Source organism: Streptomyces ziwulingensis, assembly GCF_039542605.1.
In the GTDB taxonomy this organism is placed as follows: Bacteria; Actinomycetota; Actinomycetes; order Streptomycetales; family Streptomycetaceae; genus Streptomyces; species Streptomyces ziwulingensis.
Genome location: NZ_BAABIG010000004.1, coordinates 87,552 through 103,563 on the forward strand (window position 1 = coordinate 87,552; position 16,012 = coordinate 103,563).

A 16,012-nucleotide genomic window follows, 5' to 3' on the forward strand; every position below is an offset into this window, starting at 1 on the left:
TCCGCGAACGGGCCGAACGGCCTCGAACTTACCCGAACGGGGGTTTCCCGTCCGGGTCCGAGCGGGCCGGGCTGGAGCGGGGCGGAGCGGGGCGGAGCGGGGCGGTCAGCCCAGGCCCGGCCCGCGCACCGGGATCGTGGTGAACGTGGGCGCGGGCGAGGGGTCCTGGAAGAAGTCGTTGCCCTTGTCGTCGACGACGACGAAGGCCGGGAAGTCCTCGACCTCGATCTTCCAGACCGCCTCCATCCCCAGCTCCTCGTACTCGACGACCTCGACCTTCTTGATGCAGTCCTGGGCGAGGCGGGCGGCCGGGCCGCCGATCGAGCCGAGGTAGAAGCCGCCGTGCGCGTCGCACGCGTCGGTGACCTGCTTGCTCCGGTTGCCCTTGGCGAGCATCACCTTGGAGCCGCCCGCCGCCTGGAACTGCTCCACGTAGGAGTCCATGCGGCCGGCCGTCGTCGGGCCGAACGAGCCGGAGGCGTAACCCTCGGGGGTCTTGGCCGGGCCGGCGTAGTACACCGGGTGGTCCTTCAGGTACTGCGGCATCTCCTCGCCCGCGTCCAGCCGCTCCTTGATCTTGGCGTGCGCGATGTCGCGGGCCACGACCAGCGGGCCGCTGAGCGAGAGCCGGGTCTTGACCGGGTACCTGGTCAGCTCGGCGAGAATCGACTCCATGGGCTGGTTGAGGTCGATCCGCACGACGTCACCGGCCTCGTCGAGGTGCTCGTCCGTCGTCTCCGGCAGGAAGCGCGCCGGGTCCGTCTCCAACTGCTCCAGGAAGACGCCCTCGGCGGTGATCTTCGCGACGGCCTGGCGGTCGGCCGAGCAGGAGACGGCTATCGCGACCGGGCAGGAGGCGCCGTGCCGGGGCAGCCGCACCACGCGTACGTCGTGACAGAAGTACTTGCCGCCGAACTGCGCGCCGATCCCGATCCGCTGCGTCAGCTCGAAGACCTTCTCCTCCAGTTCCCGGTCCCGGAAGCCGTGGCCGAGCGGCGAACCCTCGGCCGGGATCTCGTCCAGGTAGTGCGCGGAGGCGTACTTGGCGGTCTTCAGCGCGTACTCGGCCGAGGTGCCGCCCACCACGATCGCCAGGTGGTACGGCGGGCAGGCGGCCGTGCCCAGTGAGCGGATCTTCTCCTCCAGGAACTTCATCATGGAGGTCTCGTTCAGGACCGCCTTCGTCTCCTGGTACAGGAAAGACTTGTTGGCCGAGCCGCCGCCCTTCGCCATGAAGAGGAACTTGTAGGCGCCGCCGTCGGTCGCGTACAGCTCGATCTGCGCGGGCAGGTTCGAACCGGTGTTCTTCTCGTCCCACATGGTCACCGGGGCCATCTGCGAGTAGCGCAGATTCAGGTTCTGGTACGCGTCGTAGATGCCCCGGCTCAGGGCCTCCTCGTCGCCGCCCTCGGTGAGCACCTGCTGGCCGCGCTTGCCCATGACGATCGCCGTGCCGGTGTCCTGGCACATCGGGAGCACGCCCGCCGCCGCGATGTTCGCGTTCTTCAGCAGGTCCAGCGCGACGAACTTGTCGTTGGCCGACGCCTCGGGGTCGTCGATGATCCGCCGGAGCTGCGCGAGGTGGGCCGGGCGCAGGTAGTGCTGGATGTCGTGGATCGCCGCCTCGGACAGCTTGCGCAGCGCCTCCGGCTCCACCTTGAGGAAGGTCCGTCCGCCGGCCTCGAAGGTGGCGACGCCCTCGGAGGTCACCAGCCGGTACGGGGTGGTGTCCTCTCCCATGGGAAGCAGATCGGTGTACGCGAACTCAGGCATCTCGCCCATTCCCTCAAATCGACTGGCGCGTGCGGCCGGTTTCCACGCACGACGGCTCGCCTCCGTTGGCAGCGCCCACCAGCGTAGGACGTACCGTCGGCGCGCAGCTTGTGAGGTCGGGCTCACTTCGTCCGTCACGCCCTCTAGTCGCGATCTATCGCGTTTCGGTACGCTGCTGCCGTGGACCTTCAGAAGCAGGCTCAGCGCCAGGACGCCGCCCCGCCCGTCACCGACCTGCGTGCCTCGGACGCCGACCGTGACCGCGTCGCCGACATGCTGCGCGACGCCCTCGCCGAGGGGCGGCTGACCGCCGAGGAGCACTCCGAGCGCGTGGAGGGCGTGCTGGCCGCGCGGACCGTCGGCGAGCTGGACGTGTTCGTGCGCGACCTGCCCGCCGCTCACGCCGCTCACGCCGGGCGCGCACACCCCTCCGCCGCGCCCCATCGGCCCGCGCCCGGCGCGTTCCCGGCCGAGCCCGACGAGAACGTGGTCGCGGTGTTCAGCAGCGCCGTCCGCAAGGGCCGCTGGCGGGCGGGCCGCCGCGTCCACGCGTACGCGGTCTTCGGCAGCGTCGAGATCGACCTGAGCGAGGCGATCTTCGAGTACCAGCAGGTCGTCATCAAGGCGTTCTCGGTCTTCGGCAGCGTCGAGATCCACGTCCCGGAGAACGTGACACTGCGCGGCGGGGGCGGCGGGGTGCTGGGCTCCTTCGAGGTGGACGCGGCCGACTCGGACGAACCCGAGGCCCCGGCGGTCCTCCTGGAGGGCTGGGCGGTACTGGGCAGCGTCGAGGCACGCCCGAAGCGGGGCAGGTTCGTCGCGGACATCCTGGACCGGGTGCAGCGCAAGGTGGACCGGAGCCTGCGCAAGCACTTGTGAAACCGGCGATCACGGCCTGTGAATCCGGCGGTTCGGGACTCAGTGCATAGGCGCACGTACAGCGGGTAAGGCTTGCTGCATCGTCTCTCGCTCGCGAAGCCGTCGTCAGGAGTAGACCGTGCCGCAACCGCCGCATTCGTCCCTGCAGGTAGCCGCCGTTCCGGCCCAGCGGGTGCCGTCGCGAGAGAGGGACCAGGACGCCCCCTGGCACACCGAGGCGGTGTGCCGGCGTGACGAGGCCGGCCTGTTCTTCGCCCCGTCCAAGGAACCGACCGCCGCCCGGCTCTCCCGCGAGGAGGCGGCGAAGCGCGTCTGCGCCCGCTGTCCGGTCATGGTCGAGTGCCGCGAGCACGCCCTGCTCCAGCCCGAGCCGTACGGCGTCTGGGGCGGCCTCACCGCCGCCGAGCGCCGCGTGGTGCTGGCCCGGCGCCGCCGCCGCGACGTGGAACTGAAGAAGCCGACGCGCACGACGGGCCGCATAGCGGCGGCCGGCTGACCGGCCGGCCGGCACGGCGAAGGGCGCCCCCACCGCACCGGGGGCGCCCTTTCCGGTGACTCCTAGGCGTGCACTCCGGCTTCGCCCGGTCTCACTTCGCCCGGTCGAAGTCGACCGCGCTGTAGGCCCGCAGCTTGCTCAGCCGGTGCTCGGAGTCGATCCGCCGTACCGTGCCGGAGCGCGAGCGCATGACGATCGAGTCGGTGGTGGCCGTCTCCGACCGGTACCGCACTCCCCGCAGCAGCTCGCCGTCGGTGATGCCGGTCGCGACGAAGAACACGTTCTCGCCGGTGACCAGGTCCTCCGTGGTCAGCACCCGGTCCAGATCGTGCCCGGCGTCCAGCGCCCGCTGCCGCTCCGCGTCGTCCTTGGGCCACAGCTTGCCCTGGATGGTGCCGCCCAGGCACTTCACGGCACAGGCCGAGATGATGCCCTCGGGGGTGCCGCCGATACCGAGCAGCAGGTCGATGCCGGTGCCCTCGCGCAGCGCCAGGATGGAGCCGGCCACGTCGCCGTCGGAGATCAGCTTGATGCGCGCGCCGGTCTCCCGGACCTCCTGGATGAGGCCCTCGTGCCGGGGCCGGTCCAGGATGACGACGGTGACGTCCTCGGGCGTGGCCCGCTTGGCCTTGGCGACCCGGCGGATGTTCACCGCGACGGGCGCGTCGATGTCGACGAAGTCGGCGGCCTCCGGCCCGGTGACCAGCTTGTCCATGTAGAACACGGCCGACGGGTCGAACATGGAGCCGCGCTCGGCGGCGGCCAGCACCGCGATCGCGTTGGTCATGCCCTTGGCGGTCAGCGTGGTGCCGTCGATCGGGTCGACGGCGATGTCGACCTCGGCTCCGGTCCCGTCGCCGACCCGCTCCCCGTTGAACAGCATCGGGGCTTCGTCCTTCTCCCCTTCGCCGATGACGACGACGCCGTTCATCGACACGGTCTGGACGAGGGTCCGCATGGCGCGCACCGCGGCACCGTCGGCGCCGTTCTTGTCACCGCGCCCGACCCAGCGGCCCGCCGCCATCGCGGCGGCCTCCGTCACGCGGACCAGTTCCATCGCGAGGTTCCGGTCCGGAGCCTCTGCGGGGACGTCCAGCTCAGACGGCAGATAATGATGATTCTCGGTCATCGAGGCGCACCTTTCTGTACGACGACGGCCGGATGAGGGTAGGAAACCGACTCTATCGTCAGTTCGACTTTATGAGCAGGGGACCCCACGGATGAGCGCTCCGGGGACCTGCGACGATAGGGGCGTGGCAGGTACGAACGGCAAGCAGAAGACGGCTCGGTCCATGGTTCTCTCCCTGGGCGTGATCGTCCTCGCGGGGCTGGTCATGTGGGCGTTCATCCCGCACGACGACAAGGAACCCGACCTCCCCCGGGTCGACTACCGGGTCGAACTGCTCACCGCGCGCCGGGCCGCGCCGTACCCGGTGGCCGCGCCCGAGGGACTGCCCGAGGGATGGAAGGCCACCTCGGTCCGCTACCGGGGCGCCGACTCCGACACCTGGCACCTCGGCTTCCATCTGCCCGACGGCGCCTACGTGCAGGTCCAGCAGTCGACCGGGAAGCCGGCCGCCTTCATCGACGAGGCCGCCCAGGGCGCGACGGCGACCGAGGCCACCGAGGAGATCGACGGCCGGACCTGGACCCGGTACGAGGGCGGCCGGTACGACGCCCTGGTGCTGAAGGACACGGACGGCACGAAGGGCGCGACGACGGTGGTGGCGGGGACGGGCTCGTTCGGCGAACTGACGAAGATGGCGACGGCGCTGGAGATGTCCTGAGCGTGCGCGGTGCCCCGTGACGAGAGAAGCCCCCGGCATGCCGGGGGCTTCTCTCGTCACGGGGGCGCGTCGGCCGGCCGCGCCGTGCCGTCGCTCAGACGGTGGTGACGACCTGGTCGTACGTCAGCCGCGGGGAGCGCGGGTACCAGGCGTCGGCGCCGGGCCTGCCGATGTTGACGATCATCATCGGGGTGTGGTCGTCGTCGAGGAACTCCTTGCGGACGCCCTCGGGGTCGAAGCCGGTCATGGGGCCGGCGGCGAGGCCCGCGGCACGGACGCCGACGATGAAGTAGCCGGCCTGGAGCGCGGCGTTCAGCGCGGCGGCGTTCTCGCGGGCGGCGCGCTCGCTGAAGAAGGCGTCCTTGGCCTGCGGGAAGTGCGGGAAGAGCTGCGGCAGCTCCTCGTGGAACTCGTTGTCCGCGGAGAGGATGGCGACCAGCGGCGCGGCGGCGGTCTTGGGGCGGTTGCCCTCGGCCATGTGCCGCACCAGACGCTCGCGGGCCTCGGGGGAGCGGACCAGGGTGACGCGCAGCGGGGACTGGTTGAAGGCGGTCGGACCGTACTTGACCAGGTCGTAGATCGCCTGTACCTGCTCCTCGGTCACCGGCTCGTCGGTGAAGGTGTTCGCGGTGCGGGCCTCGCGGAACAGCAGGTCCTGGGCGGCGGGGTCAAGAACGAGAGACATGCGCGATCTTCCTCGGAGTGATGCGTCGGGTCCGTGCGGTGCACGGGAGGCCCGTCCACGGGGGAGGCCGTGGGAACAGGGTGGAGGTTACTCCAAGGAAGTTCAAGTTTCAACAAACTCGCGCTGTGCGTGACCCGACTCACACCATCCGGGGGACCCTAGGAGGTTTCCTCCCGGTCCCGGTCCTCGGTCCCGGTCTCCTCGGCCAGGGCCGCGTCCAGGCGGGCCCGGGCCCCGTCGAGCCAGCGCCGGCAGATCTTCGCCAGTTCCTCGCCCCGCTCCCACAGAGCGAGGGACTCCTCCAGCGTCGTGCCGCCCGCCTCCAGCCGGCGTACCACCTCGATCAGCTCGTCCCGGGCCTGCTCGTAGCCGAGCGCCTCGGTCCGGGCCGCCGTCTGCTCCACCTCGCTGGTCATCCACTCACCCTACGCATCGACTCGAACGGAGAAATCACCCTCGGAGACCCGCGCGCGCAGCGTCTCGCCCGCCTCCACCTCACCGGGGTCCCGCACCGCGTGGCCGTCGGCCCGCTGCAGCACCGCGTACCCCCGCTTCAGGGTCGCGGCGGGGGAGAGGGCCACCACCCGCGCGTGCGTGTGCGCCAGCTCGGAGTCGGCGCGGTCGAGGTGGTGGCGCAGGGTGCGCCGGCCCCGGTCCAGCAGAGCCGCCACCTGCTCGGCACGCTCCTGGATCATCCGGTGCGGATCCTGTATCGCGGGGCGGGCGAGCGCGTGGGACAGCCCCCGCTCCTCGCGGTCGAGATACGCCGCCACGCACCGCCGCGCCCGGTCCCGCAGCAGCCGTACCCGCTCGTACTCCTCGCCGACGTCCGGCACCACCTTCTTGGCGGCGTCGGTCGGTGTGGAGGCGCGCAGGTCGGCCACGTGGTCGAGGAGCGGGTTGTCCGGCTCGTGCCCGATGGCGGAGACGACCGGCGTACGGCACGCGGCGACCGTCCGCACCAGTTGCTCGTCGGAGAACGGCAGCAGGTCCTCCACGCTGCCGCCGCCCCGCGTCACGACGATCACGTCCACGTCGTCCCGCGCGTCCAGCTCCCGCACGGCCTGCACCACCTGCGGCACGGCGTGCACGCCCTGCACCGCGACATTGCGCACCTCGAAGCGGACGGCGGGCCAGCGGTGCCGGGCGTTCTCCAGGACGTCCCGCTCGGCGGCCGAGGCGCGCCCGCAGACCAGGCCGACGAGCTGCGGCAGGAACGGCAGCGGCTTCTTGCGCTCCGGCGCGAAGAGTCCCTCCCGCGCGAGGGACTTCTTGAGCTGCTCCAGCCGGGCGAGCAGCTCCCCGACGCCGACCGGTTTGATCTCGACCGCCCGCAGCGAGAGCTGACCGCGCGGCGCGTACCACTCCGGCTTGGCGTGCACGACGACGCGGGCGCCCTCGCCGACGACGTCGGCGACCGCGTCGAACACCTGCCGGTAGCAGGTGACGCTCACCGAGACGTCGTGCGAGGGGTCGCGCAGCGTCAGGAAGACCACGCCGGCACCCGGCCGCCGGGAAAGCTGCGTGATCTGCCCCTCGACCCAGATCGCGCCGAGCCGGTCGATCCAGTTCCCGATGAGCCGGGAGACCTCACCGACGGGCAAGGGGGACTCGGGACTCGTGTTCACCGCCATGCCGCGAGCGTAACCGGAGGGGCTGACATCACGGCCGGGCCGGCCGGGTCGGGTCGGATCGGCGGGACCTTGCGGCCTCCGGCCGGATCGCCGTACCGGTCCTGGGCACGCGGCCAGCCCTTTGCCGTGCGGCCCCCGCCCGGCCGCCTGTAGCGGGCCGCAGCGGCCCATGGAGGTCTGTAGCGGCCCGCGCGTCTCGCGGCCCGCCTCCGCCGCCCCGCTGCCGCCCCCTGCCGTCGCCCACCGCCCCCGCCGCCCCCCGCTACCCTTCCACCCGCCCCCGCTGCACCACCAGCACCGCCAGCCCGATCAGCAGCCAGACGGCGCCCACGATCTGGGCGGTGCCCGACGCCTCCACGATCACCGCGACCGTGATCGCCGCGCCGATCACCGGCACCAGGACGTGCCGCCACCAGCTCACGGGACCGCCCCGGCGCCGGACGGCGAACCAGCCCACCACGCTCGCGTGCAGCAGGGTGAACGCGGTCAGCGCGCCGATGTCGACCACGGACACCAGGTGGTCGAGGCCGTCGTCCCGCCGGGCCGCCCACACCGCCGCCACCAGCGTGATCACCGCCGAGACCAGCAGCGCCACGCGCGGCACCCCGGAGTAGGTCCGGGACAGCACCTTCGGCAGGCGGCGCTCACGGGCCATCGCGAACAGCAGCCGCCCGGCCGCCGCCTGCCCGGCCAGCGCCGCGAACGCCGCCCCGATCGCCTTGCTCACCGCCACCAGGTCGTGCAGCCACGTCCCCACGGAGGAGTCCACGGCGTCGTAGAACGCCGATCCCTGGCGCCCCGGCTCCGCCGCCAGCTCGGCCGACGACACCGGCTCCAGCAGCGCCGCGAGATACGTCTGCGCCACGAACAGCACCCCGGCCAGCGCCAGACAGAACAGCAACGCCCGCGCCACCTTCGCCGACCCGCCCGTCACCTCCTCGGCGAACGAGGCGATCGCGTCGAAGCCGAGGTAGGACAGCACCGCCACCGACACCGCGCCGACCACCGCCGACAGGGCGAACGCCCCCTGCGAACCGTCCCCGGACAGCGGTGACAGCCAGCCGCGCTCGGCGCCGTCACGCGTGAGGACGACGACCGCCGCCACCACGAACACCAGCAGGACGACGACCTCCAGGGCGAGCACCGCGAACCCCACGCGTGCCGCCGCCCGCACCCCCCACAGGTTCAGCAGCGTGGTGACGACCACCGCCAGCGCCGTCCACACCCAGCGCGACACGTCCGGGACCAGCTCGTTCAACGCGATGCCGGAGAAGAGGTAGGCCACCGCGGGGATGAGGATGTAGTCGAGCATCGCCATCCACCCGGCGACGAAGCCGATGCCCTTGCCGAGCCCCGCGCGTGCGTACGCGAACACCGAGCCCGCCTGGGGCACGACCCGCACCATCTGGGCGTAACTGAACGCGGTGAACGCCATCGCCACCGTGGCGACGAGATACACCAGCGCCACCGCGCCGTGCGACTTCGCGTCCAGGGTGCCGAACACCCCCACCGGGGCCATCGGCGCGATGAACAGCAGCCCGTAGACCACCAGGTCACGGAAGCCCAGCGTGCGCCGCAGTTCGCGCTGCTCCTCGGCCCCGTGGGCCGCCCTGCCGGTCTCGGACATCGCGCCTCCGCCTGTACCCGTACCGCTCCCCGCCAGTCTCCCCGGCAACGCGCACACCTCGCGATCTCTGACCCGCCGAACGCGGCCGTACGATGGACCACATGACTGCTTCGCCTGGCCGCCGTGTCCTGCTCGCCGCTCCCCGTGGCTACTGCGCGGGTGTGGACCGCGCCGTGATCGCCGTCGAGAAGGCCCTGGAGCAGTACGGGGCCCCCGTCTACGTCCGGCACGAGATCGTCCACAACAAGTACGTCGTGCAGACCCTGGAGAGGAAGGGCGCCGTCTTCGTCGAGCGCACCGAGGAGGTCCCCCCGGGGAACATCGTCATGTTCTCCGCGCACGGCGTGGCCCCCGTCGTCCACGAGGAGGCCCAGCGCGGCCGGCTCGCCACCATCGACGCGACCTGCCCCCTGGTGACCAAGGTCCACAAGGAAGCCGTCCGCTTCGCCCAAGACGACTACGACATCCTCCTGATCGGCCACGAGGGCCACGAGGAGGTCATCGGCACCTCCGGCGAGGCCCCCGACCACATCCAGCTCGTGGACGGCCCCGCGGACGTCGCCAAGGTCGAGGTCCGCGACCCGTCCCGGGTCGTCTGGCTCTCTCAGACCACGCTCTCCGTGGACGAGACCATGGAGACCGTCGACGCGCTGAAGGACAAGTTCCCGCAGCTCATCTCCCCGCCCAGCGACGACATCTGCTACGCCACGCAGAACCGCCAGCTCGCCGTGAAGCAGATGGGCGCCGAGGCCGACCTGGTGATCGTCGTCGGCTCCCGCAACTCCTCCAACTCCGTGCGGCTGGTCGAGGTCGCCAAGCAGGCCGGCGCCCGTGCCGCGTACCTGGTCGACTTCGCCGACGAGATCGACGAGAGCTGGCTGGACGGCGTCACCGCGGTCGGCGTCACCTCCGGCGCCTCCGTCCCCGAGATCCTGGTCGAGCAGGTACTGGAGTACCTCGCCCGGCGCGGCTACGCCGACGTGGAGATCGTCAAGGCCGCCGAGGAGTCCATCACCTTCTCGCTCCCCAAGGAACTCCGCCGGGACCTGCGCGAGGAAGCGGCGGCCCTGACGGCCGAGCGAGGCGGAACGGGTACCTCCGGGGCGTGACCGTCAGTCCTCCGTCGTAACGTAGGGCCATGCAGATCTTCGGTGTGGACATCGGCGGATCCGGGATCAAGGGCGCCCCTGTCGATCTAGACAGAGGCGACCTGGCCCAGGAGCGCTGCAAGGTGCTCACCCCGCATCCGGCGACGCCCGACGGCGTCGCCGACGGGGTGAAGCAGGTCGTGGAGCACTTCGGCTGGACCGGGGCGGTCGGGCTCACCTTCCCCGGCGTGGTCACCGACGGCGCCACCGTCCGCACGGCGGCCAACGTCGACAAGGGCTGGATCGACCGGGACGCGCGCGCCCTGTTCAGCGACCGCCTGGGCGGACTGCCGGTGACCGTGGTCAACGACGCGGACGCGGCGGGCGTCGCCGAGATGCGCTTCGGCGCCGGGCGCGGCCGGCGCGGCACGGTCATCATGCTCACCTTCGGCACCGGCATCGGCAGCGCCCTCTTCGTGGACGGCACCCTGGTCCCCAACACCGAGCTGGGCCACCTGGAGCTGGACGGGCACGACGCGGAGAAGCGGGCCTCCAGCAAGGTCAAGGAAGACCACGACATGTCGTGGGAGCACTGGGCGCACCGGGTGACGAAGTACCTCGCCCACGTCGAGATGCTCTTCTCGCCCGAGCTGTTCGTCATCGGCGGCGGCGTCAGCCGCAAGGCGGCCAAGTTCCTGCCCCACATCGAGGGCATCCGCGCGGAGATCGTCCCCGCCGAGCTGCAGAACAACGCGGGGATCGTGGGGGCGGCGATGCACGCGTCGGAGGAAGGGGCCGGCGTCTGACCTGCCCACCGGCCGGCCGGATGCCGGACCGGCCCGGTGCTCACGCCGTGGCGCGGCCCCTGGCCGCGGCGCGGCGCCGCATCAGCCGTACCCGGCGTACCAGCGCGGTGGTCCCGGCGATCAGCGTCCCGCCGTACAGCCACCCGGCCTCCGTCGCGAGCGCCGTGACGAAACCGGTCAGCCGGCCCGTGAGGCCGTCGCCGCCGTCGGCGACGGCCGTCAGGCCCACCGCGAAGGCGATCGGCACCACGATCGGGGCGGTCAGCAGGTCGCACCGGCGCACCCAGACGGCCGTCAGCACGCACACCGGCAGGAACAGCACGCCGTAGAACGTCCTCGACGCACCGAACAGCAGTCCGTCGAGGAAGCCCAGCGCGAGCATCAGCGCCGCGCAGAACAGCCCGCCGCCCAGCCCGGTCAGCCGGGGGTTCGGCATCCGGCGCACCGTCCGAGGCGGCGGCGGGCCGGACGGCCGTACCGGCGCGGGGCGGCGCGCGGCAGCCGCGCGGGCCACCGCCTTCGGCGCGCGGGCGAGCGCCGCGCCGGTACGGCCGTCCGCCCCCCGGTCCTGCGGGGGCACCGGCGGTCCGCCGCGTCGCGTTCCGTACTGCGCAGGTCGCGTCCTGTGTCGCTCCACTGTTCCAACTTAGGTCGGTTAATGTGCCGAACAGGCTCTCGGACACGCCGTAGCGCGCACCTTGGCCCAGCGTTCGCCTGCCCGCCGAAGCGGCACCGGACACCCCGTAGACTGGTGGATCGGCCCCGCCTGGCCCCCGCATCCTCCACACCCTCACGTACGGGAAGTCGCAACGTGTCGCTCACGATCGGAATCGTCGGACTGCCCAATGTCGGCAAGTCGACGCTGTTCAACGCCCTGACCAAGAACGACGTGCTCGCGGCCAACTACCCGTTCGCCACGATCGAGCCCAACGTCGGCGTGGTCGGCGTCCCCGACCCCCGCCTCACGAAGCTGGCCGAGATCTTCTCCTCGGACCGGGTCCTGCCGGCCACGGTCGACTTCGTCGACATCGCCGGCATCGTGCGCGGCGCGAGCGAGGGCGAGGGCCTGGGCAACAAGTTCCTCGCGAACATCCGTGAGTCCGACGCCATCTGCCAGGTCATCCGCGCCTTCAAGGACGAGAACGTCGTCCACGTCGACGGCAAGGTCTCGCCCAAGGACGACATCGAGACGATCAACACCGAGCTGATCCTCGCCGACCTCCAGACCGTCGAGAAGGTCCTGCCGCGCCTGCAGAAGGAGTCGCGGATCAAGAAGGACACGCTGCCCAAGGTCAAGGCGGTCGAGGAGGCCAAGGAGATCCTGGAGAAGGGCGACACGCTCTTCACCCACGGCATCCTCCAGGGCAGCGACCGCGCCGAGCTCCTGCACGACCTGCACCTGCTCACCACCAAGCCCTTCCTCTACGTCTTCAACGTCGACGAGGACGAGCTGACCGACGAGGACTTCAAGAACGCGCAGCGCGCCCTGGTCGCCCCCGCCGAGGCGATCTTCCTCAACGCCAAGCTGGAGGCGGACCTCGCCGAGCTGGACGAGGACGAGGCCCTCGAACTCCTCCAGTCCGTCGGCCAGGACGAGCCCGGCCTCGCCACCCTCGCCCACGTCGGCTTCAACACCCTCGGCCTCCAGACCTACCTGACGGCCGGCCCCAAGGAGTCCCGCGCCTGGACCATCAAGAAGGGCGCCACCGCCCCCGAGGCCGCCGGAGTCATCCACACCGACTTCCAGAAGGGCTTCATCAAGGCGGAGGTCATCTCCTTCGAGGACCTCGTCGAGACCGGCTCGGTCACCGAGGCCCGCGCCAAGGGCAAGGCGCGGATGGAGGGCAAGGAGTATGTGATGCGGGACGGGGATGTGGTGGAGTTCCGGTTCAATGTCTAGCCGAGTTCCGGTCTCACTTCTGGTGCGAAGAGGCAGGGAATCACTGAATGGCTGATGTCACTTTCTTGAGTCAGGCTGAACCGGTTGATGAGTACGGTCGTGCTCTTTACGCGGTTTCGCGATCAATCTTGAGAGCTCACTTCGATGAGTTGTCGCAAGCGGACCTCGAAGACCTCAATTGCGATCGGGCGGACGTCACCTTTCGGCAGCTTGCCAAGCTCGCTCGTCTCCACCGTGACAAGGGGTCGCGCGGAGATGGATTCGAGTGGGCCGTTCATGAGGCGATCGTCGGCGGCGAACCACGCGTTGTCGATCTGGTCAGCGAAGCACTCAGGAAGGTGAGTCCTAGGTCATTTTCCGACTTGGACAGGCCGACGTCCCTGATGTTCGGGCACGAGCGTGCCCGCCATCTCGGATTTACTGATGCTGTTGTGAACAACGCGAGTGGTGACGCGGTGCTGCTGCCTGATGGTTCAGGCCGGCCATTCGCGTTTGGATCCTGGGTGCCGATCGCTGCTCGCGGTGTCGCCGCGGAACCACAGCTTCGGGAACGAATCAAGAAGGTGTGGAAGACTGACCTGTTCCTGAGTAGTTCTGAGAAGGCGCGGTTCGCTGCAGCGACTATCAAGAGCAATTGGCACCAGCTCGAAGACGGCAACGGGCTCCGAGTGGCGATCGTTCCCCAGGCGCTGGACCTTCCGGCGGGATATCAGCGATGGAAGAGTCTCCACCTGATTGCGCTACCAGACCCGGATGGCTTCATGGGCTTGTTCAATGATGCGTATGAAGCAGTTGCCGAAGCGGTTCTGACGGTGGGTAGGCACGACCGTGCGCCCTATTACTACAAGCCGAGTGCCAAGGCGCAGAAAATTCAGGCGCAACTAGAGAAGTACGGTAAGGTGAAGGTGGTCGACATTCTCGATGCCCTTAATGAAGCGGCGCAGCAAAATCTGATTACTGTCGATCGAAAGCTCATGTCAGTAGAAGCGCCTACTTGGCTCAACATCAATGAACAGCGCACTCCCGTCATCGCGCCGAGGCCGTCGTTCGAGAAACTTGACTGATCTCTTAGGTGGTAAAGAATCGTTCGGTGATTTCGCGAATTCGATTTCCGGTTCTGCGTAGTGTGCTCGGTCGCCGGGACGTTTATGGGCGAACCAGTCCCGAACGTACATCATAGAAAACCTGCATTGTCTGCGGGTGAGCCCCTTTGTGCAACCTTCGAAGCTCAGGGGCATGTTGCCTTCGGCTTGACCAGTTGGTAGGGCCGCTTGGCCATGCCGGAACACCTCCATTCTCGCGCTTAGTGGAAGATTAACTTCAGAACCTCCTGGACGTCGAAGTCTCCCGTTTAGTCTCGATAGGGATAGGTTGGTGTCGAAGCGGGTCGGGTTACGTCTGGGCTGTTGTGTTTCACCAGAAGTGAGTCACACGGCCGTCAAGCAAGAAACCGCGCCAGTCAGTTCGCGCAGCTTGCGGCGTGTTTCGTTATCAGTCGAGTACACCACCGTGCCGATCATTCCCCGCGTCAGCAGTACCTTGTACGTATTGCGGATCAGCCGGTCGACGTCCGCGTCCGGGACGGACTTCTTGAAGACCGGGTCCTTGGACGCTGTACGGTCGGTGACCCAGTGGTCGCCGCGCCATACCAGATCGGGGCCGATGATGATTCCACTCCAGTCGTACTCAAAGCCCTGCGCCGTGTACACGCAGCCCACTTGTCCGAAGCCGGCCGGATCGGTTGCCCACAGCGCGGCTGGGGGAGCGCCCCCGACGGAACGGTCACCGAAGACATTCCATGGCCGCTCCCAGTCTCCGATGACGACATCGGCGGGCAGCGCCTGTCCGGGTGGCACCTTTTTCGTCCACTTCCAGCAGTAACCCGCTGACATGCGTGCGCTGTATCCCTGCGAGCGGTGGCCGTCAAGGAATGCCTCCATCTCCTGAGGGCTGTCCGCGACCATGAGTTGCATCTTGTCGTCGGGCTGCCATGCCACAGGACCGCCCGGCTCGAGCCCCAGCAGCCGTACCACCCACCGTAGGTACGCATCACTGCCACCGCATCGGAACTGGCTGTCCAGCGGCACCACCTGACAGCGGAGCCCCTTGTCCGCAGCGGCCGCCTTGATCTCCGCGACGGTGCCCATCTCACCGGGCCGAACAACTTGGTGTTCGTCGAGCAGGAAGACCGGCACGCGCCCCGCGTCGATGAGTTCCTCGATCTGGGCTTTGCCGGTGCGGTTCGATGCGGGCGTGTAGCGGTTGGCCGACGTCTCCCGGATGCGATGAGCTTCGTCGCAGATCAGGACGTCGAGACTGTTTCGCTCCGCGGTCATGAAACTGTTGAAGTACTTGAAGAGATCCTGCACCTCACGCTTTCGAGCGCCGGCGACTTTCCTCATGGTGGTCGTGAACGAGCTCGAGCCCGTCGCGTGCAGCGCGGTGGTGCCCTGCCGGTACAGCTCGCCGAGAAGTGACAGGGCGATGACGCTCTTGCCGGTGCCGGGTCCGCCGGTGACGATCACGACTTCCTTGTGATCGGACTGTTTGGCGCGGCGGACGGCGTTCAGGACCGTCCGGTAGGCGACCTGCTGCTCGTCCAGCAGTACGAACTGCTCGCGCTCACGAACCTCTTGGGCAGCCACCGCCATGAGTTGTTTGGACGGGCCGACCTTTCCGTTGACCAGTTCGTCTGCGGCAAGGGCACCGGGCCCCGTCCCCAGCTTCGTACGCAGGAAGTCTATGAACTCCCCGCGCCGTGCACCGATGAAGAGCTGACCGTACCGGTCCTGTTCCGCCTCGAAGAGTCCGCTGACACCGAACTCGGTGGCATTGTGCAGGTATGCAGCGCCGTTGACGCGTTCCGGGTGCTCGGCCAGCGCTCCGTTGAAGGAGACCAGGTATTCGCAGTAGCCGCGCACTTGGTCGACGGGGTTCAGCACCGCCCGGGTGTATGCGCCGACTCGGCACAGCGACGGATCCTCGTCGTCCGGCTCGGCGCTGCTCCACTGTTTCAGCTCCACGACGACGTACGACGGCAGACCCGTCTCGGGGTGCACCCCGGCCAGCACGGCATCGGCCCGCTTGCTGTTCAGTGGCAGCCCGTACTCCAGGAGCACCTCCACCTGCCCGAGCCCCGCGTCGTTGAGCGCGCTCATGAGTACGGGGATGCTCCGCTCCCACGAACGGACCTCGGACAGACTCGGCTTGTGGCCGTGCACATGCACGAACTGCTCCGTCAGGCGGAGAAAGAGAGTACCGGAGAGGCACTCGGCGGCGACCGCGGCGGCGGAGTCACGGAACAGCAAGGGACATCCCCCAGGCAGCACGAAGGAAC

15 protein-coding genes are annotated in these 16,012 nt (G+C 69.3%); 7 read left to right on the top strand and 8 right to left on the bottom strand.

All coding sequences use genetic code 11. The features are described from left to right. Nucleotides 1-105 precede the first annotated feature (105 nt). A complete protein-coding gene (locus ABEB00_RS01540; protein WP_345616923.1) occupies nt 106-1,773 on the bottom strand; it encodes a fumarate hydratase in 1,668 nt (555 codons plus the stop codon). A gap of 180 nt (nt 1,774-1,953) precedes the next feature. Here ABEB00_RS01540 and ABEB00_RS01545 point away from each other — a divergent pair, with 180 nt between their 5' ends. Together ABEB00_RS01545 and ABEB00_RS01550 are read left to right on the top strand one after the other, a co-directional pair. After that, entirely contained in the window at nt 1,954-2,652 is a 699-nt protein-coding gene (locus ABEB00_RS01545) for a DUF1707 SHOCT-like domain-containing protein (protein WP_345616924.1), read from the top strand. Between the two features lie 118 nt (nt 2,653-2,770). After that, a complete protein-coding gene (locus tag ABEB00_RS01550) occupies nt 2,771-3,148 on the top strand; it encodes a WhiB family transcriptional regulator (RefSeq protein WP_345616925.1) in 378 nt (125 codons plus the stop codon). 91 nt (nt 3,149-3,239) lie between these two features. Here ABEB00_RS01550 and glpX read toward each other — a convergent pair whose 3' ends face one another. Further along, entirely contained in the window at nt 3,240-4,277 is a 1,038-nt protein-coding gene (gene glpX / locus ABEB00_RS01555; RefSeq protein ID WP_345616926.1) for a class II fructose-bisphosphatase, read from the bottom strand. 124 nt (nt 4,278-4,401) lie between these two features. Here glpX and ABEB00_RS01560 point away from each other — a divergent pair, with 124 nt between their 5' ends. Further along, nucleotides 4,402-4,935: a DUF4245 domain-containing protein gene (locus tag ABEB00_RS01560; protein WP_345616927.1), complete on the top strand. Its 534-nt coding sequence runs from the start codon at nt 4,402-4,404 to the stop codon at nt 4,933-4,935. 94 nt (nt 4,936-5,029) lie between these two features. Here ABEB00_RS01560 and ABEB00_RS01565 read toward each other — a convergent pair whose 3' ends face one another. From ABEB00_RS01565 to ABEB00_RS01580, 4 genes are all read right to left on the bottom strand, one after another. Next, the gene (locus ABEB00_RS01565) at nt 5,030-5,620 is read right to left on the bottom strand and encodes a malonic semialdehyde reductase (protein WP_345616928.1); all 591 of its coding nucleotides are present in this window, start codon (nt 5,618-5,620) and stop codon (nt 5,030-5,032) included. 158 nt (nt 5,621-5,778) lie between these two features. Further along, entirely contained in the window at nt 5,779-6,036 is a 258-nt protein-coding gene (locus ABEB00_RS01570) for an exodeoxyribonuclease VII small subunit (RefSeq protein ID WP_345616929.1), read from the bottom strand. Nucleotides 6,037-6,045: 9 nt separating this feature from the next. After that, nucleotides 6,046-7,254 carry an exodeoxyribonuclease VII large subunit gene (gene xseA, locus ABEB00_RS01575; RefSeq protein ID WP_345616930.1) on the bottom strand — a complete coding sequence of 403 codons (1,209 nt, stop codon included), beginning with the start codon at nt 7,252-7,254 and terminating at the stop codon, nt 6,046-6,048. 262 nt (nt 7,255-7,516) lie between these two features. Further along, nucleotides 7,517-8,881 carry an APC family permease gene (locus tag ABEB00_RS01580; RefSeq protein ID WP_345616931.1) on the bottom strand — a complete coding sequence of 455 codons (1,365 nt, stop codon included), beginning with the start codon at nt 8,879-8,881 and terminating at the stop codon, nt 7,517-7,519. A gap of 92 nt (nt 8,882-8,973) precedes the next feature. On the opposite strand from ABEB00_RS01580, the gene ABEB00_RS01585 reads away from it, so the two are divergent. Together ABEB00_RS01585 and ppgK are read left to right on the top strand one after the other, a co-directional pair. Continuing rightward, complete coding sequence (locus ABEB00_RS01585; RefSeq protein ID WP_345616932.1) at nt 8,974-9,990, top strand: 4-hydroxy-3-methylbut-2-enyl diphosphate reductase; 1,017 nt, start codon at nt 8,974-8,976, stop codon at nt 9,988-9,990. Nucleotides 9,991-10,019: 29 nt separating this feature from the next. Next, nucleotides 10,020-10,775 carry a polyphosphate--glucose phosphotransferase gene (ppgK, locus tag ABEB00_RS01590; protein WP_345616933.1) on the top strand — a complete coding sequence of 252 codons (756 nt, stop codon included), beginning with the start codon at nt 10,020-10,022 and terminating at the stop codon, nt 10,773-10,775. 40 nt (nt 10,776-10,815) lie between these two features. On the opposite strand, the gene ABEB00_RS01595 is transcribed toward ppgK, so the two are convergent. After that, on the bottom strand, nt 10,816-11,412 hold the full coding sequence (locus tag ABEB00_RS01595; protein ID WP_345616934.1) for a DUF6542 domain-containing protein: 597 nt from the start codon (nt 11,410-11,412) through the stop codon (nt 10,816-10,818). A 174-nt stretch (nt 11,413-11,586) separates the two neighbouring features. Here ABEB00_RS01595 and ychF point away from each other — a divergent pair, with 174 nt between their 5' ends. Both ychF and ABEB00_RS01605 read left to right on the top strand, forming a co-directional pair. Then, entirely contained in the window at nt 11,587-12,675 is a 1,089-nt protein-coding gene (gene ychF / locus ABEB00_RS01600) for a redox-regulated ATPase YchF (protein WP_345616935.1), read from the top strand. Between the two features lie 47 nt (nt 12,676-12,722). Beyond that, nucleotides 12,723-13,739: a hypothetical protein gene (locus ABEB00_RS01605; protein WP_345616936.1), complete on the top strand. Its 1,017-nt coding sequence runs from the start codon at nt 12,723-12,725 to the stop codon at nt 13,737-13,739. A gap of 363 nt (nt 13,740-14,102) precedes the next feature. Here ABEB00_RS01605 and ABEB00_RS01610 read toward each other — a convergent pair whose 3' ends face one another. Continuing rightward, nucleotides 14,103-15,983, bottom strand: a complete 1,881-nt coding sequence (locus tag ABEB00_RS01610; protein WP_345616937.1) for a DNA/RNA helicase domain-containing protein — start codon at nt 15,981-15,983, stop codon at nt 14,103-14,105. Between the last annotated feature and the right edge of the window lie 29 nt (nt 15,984-16,012).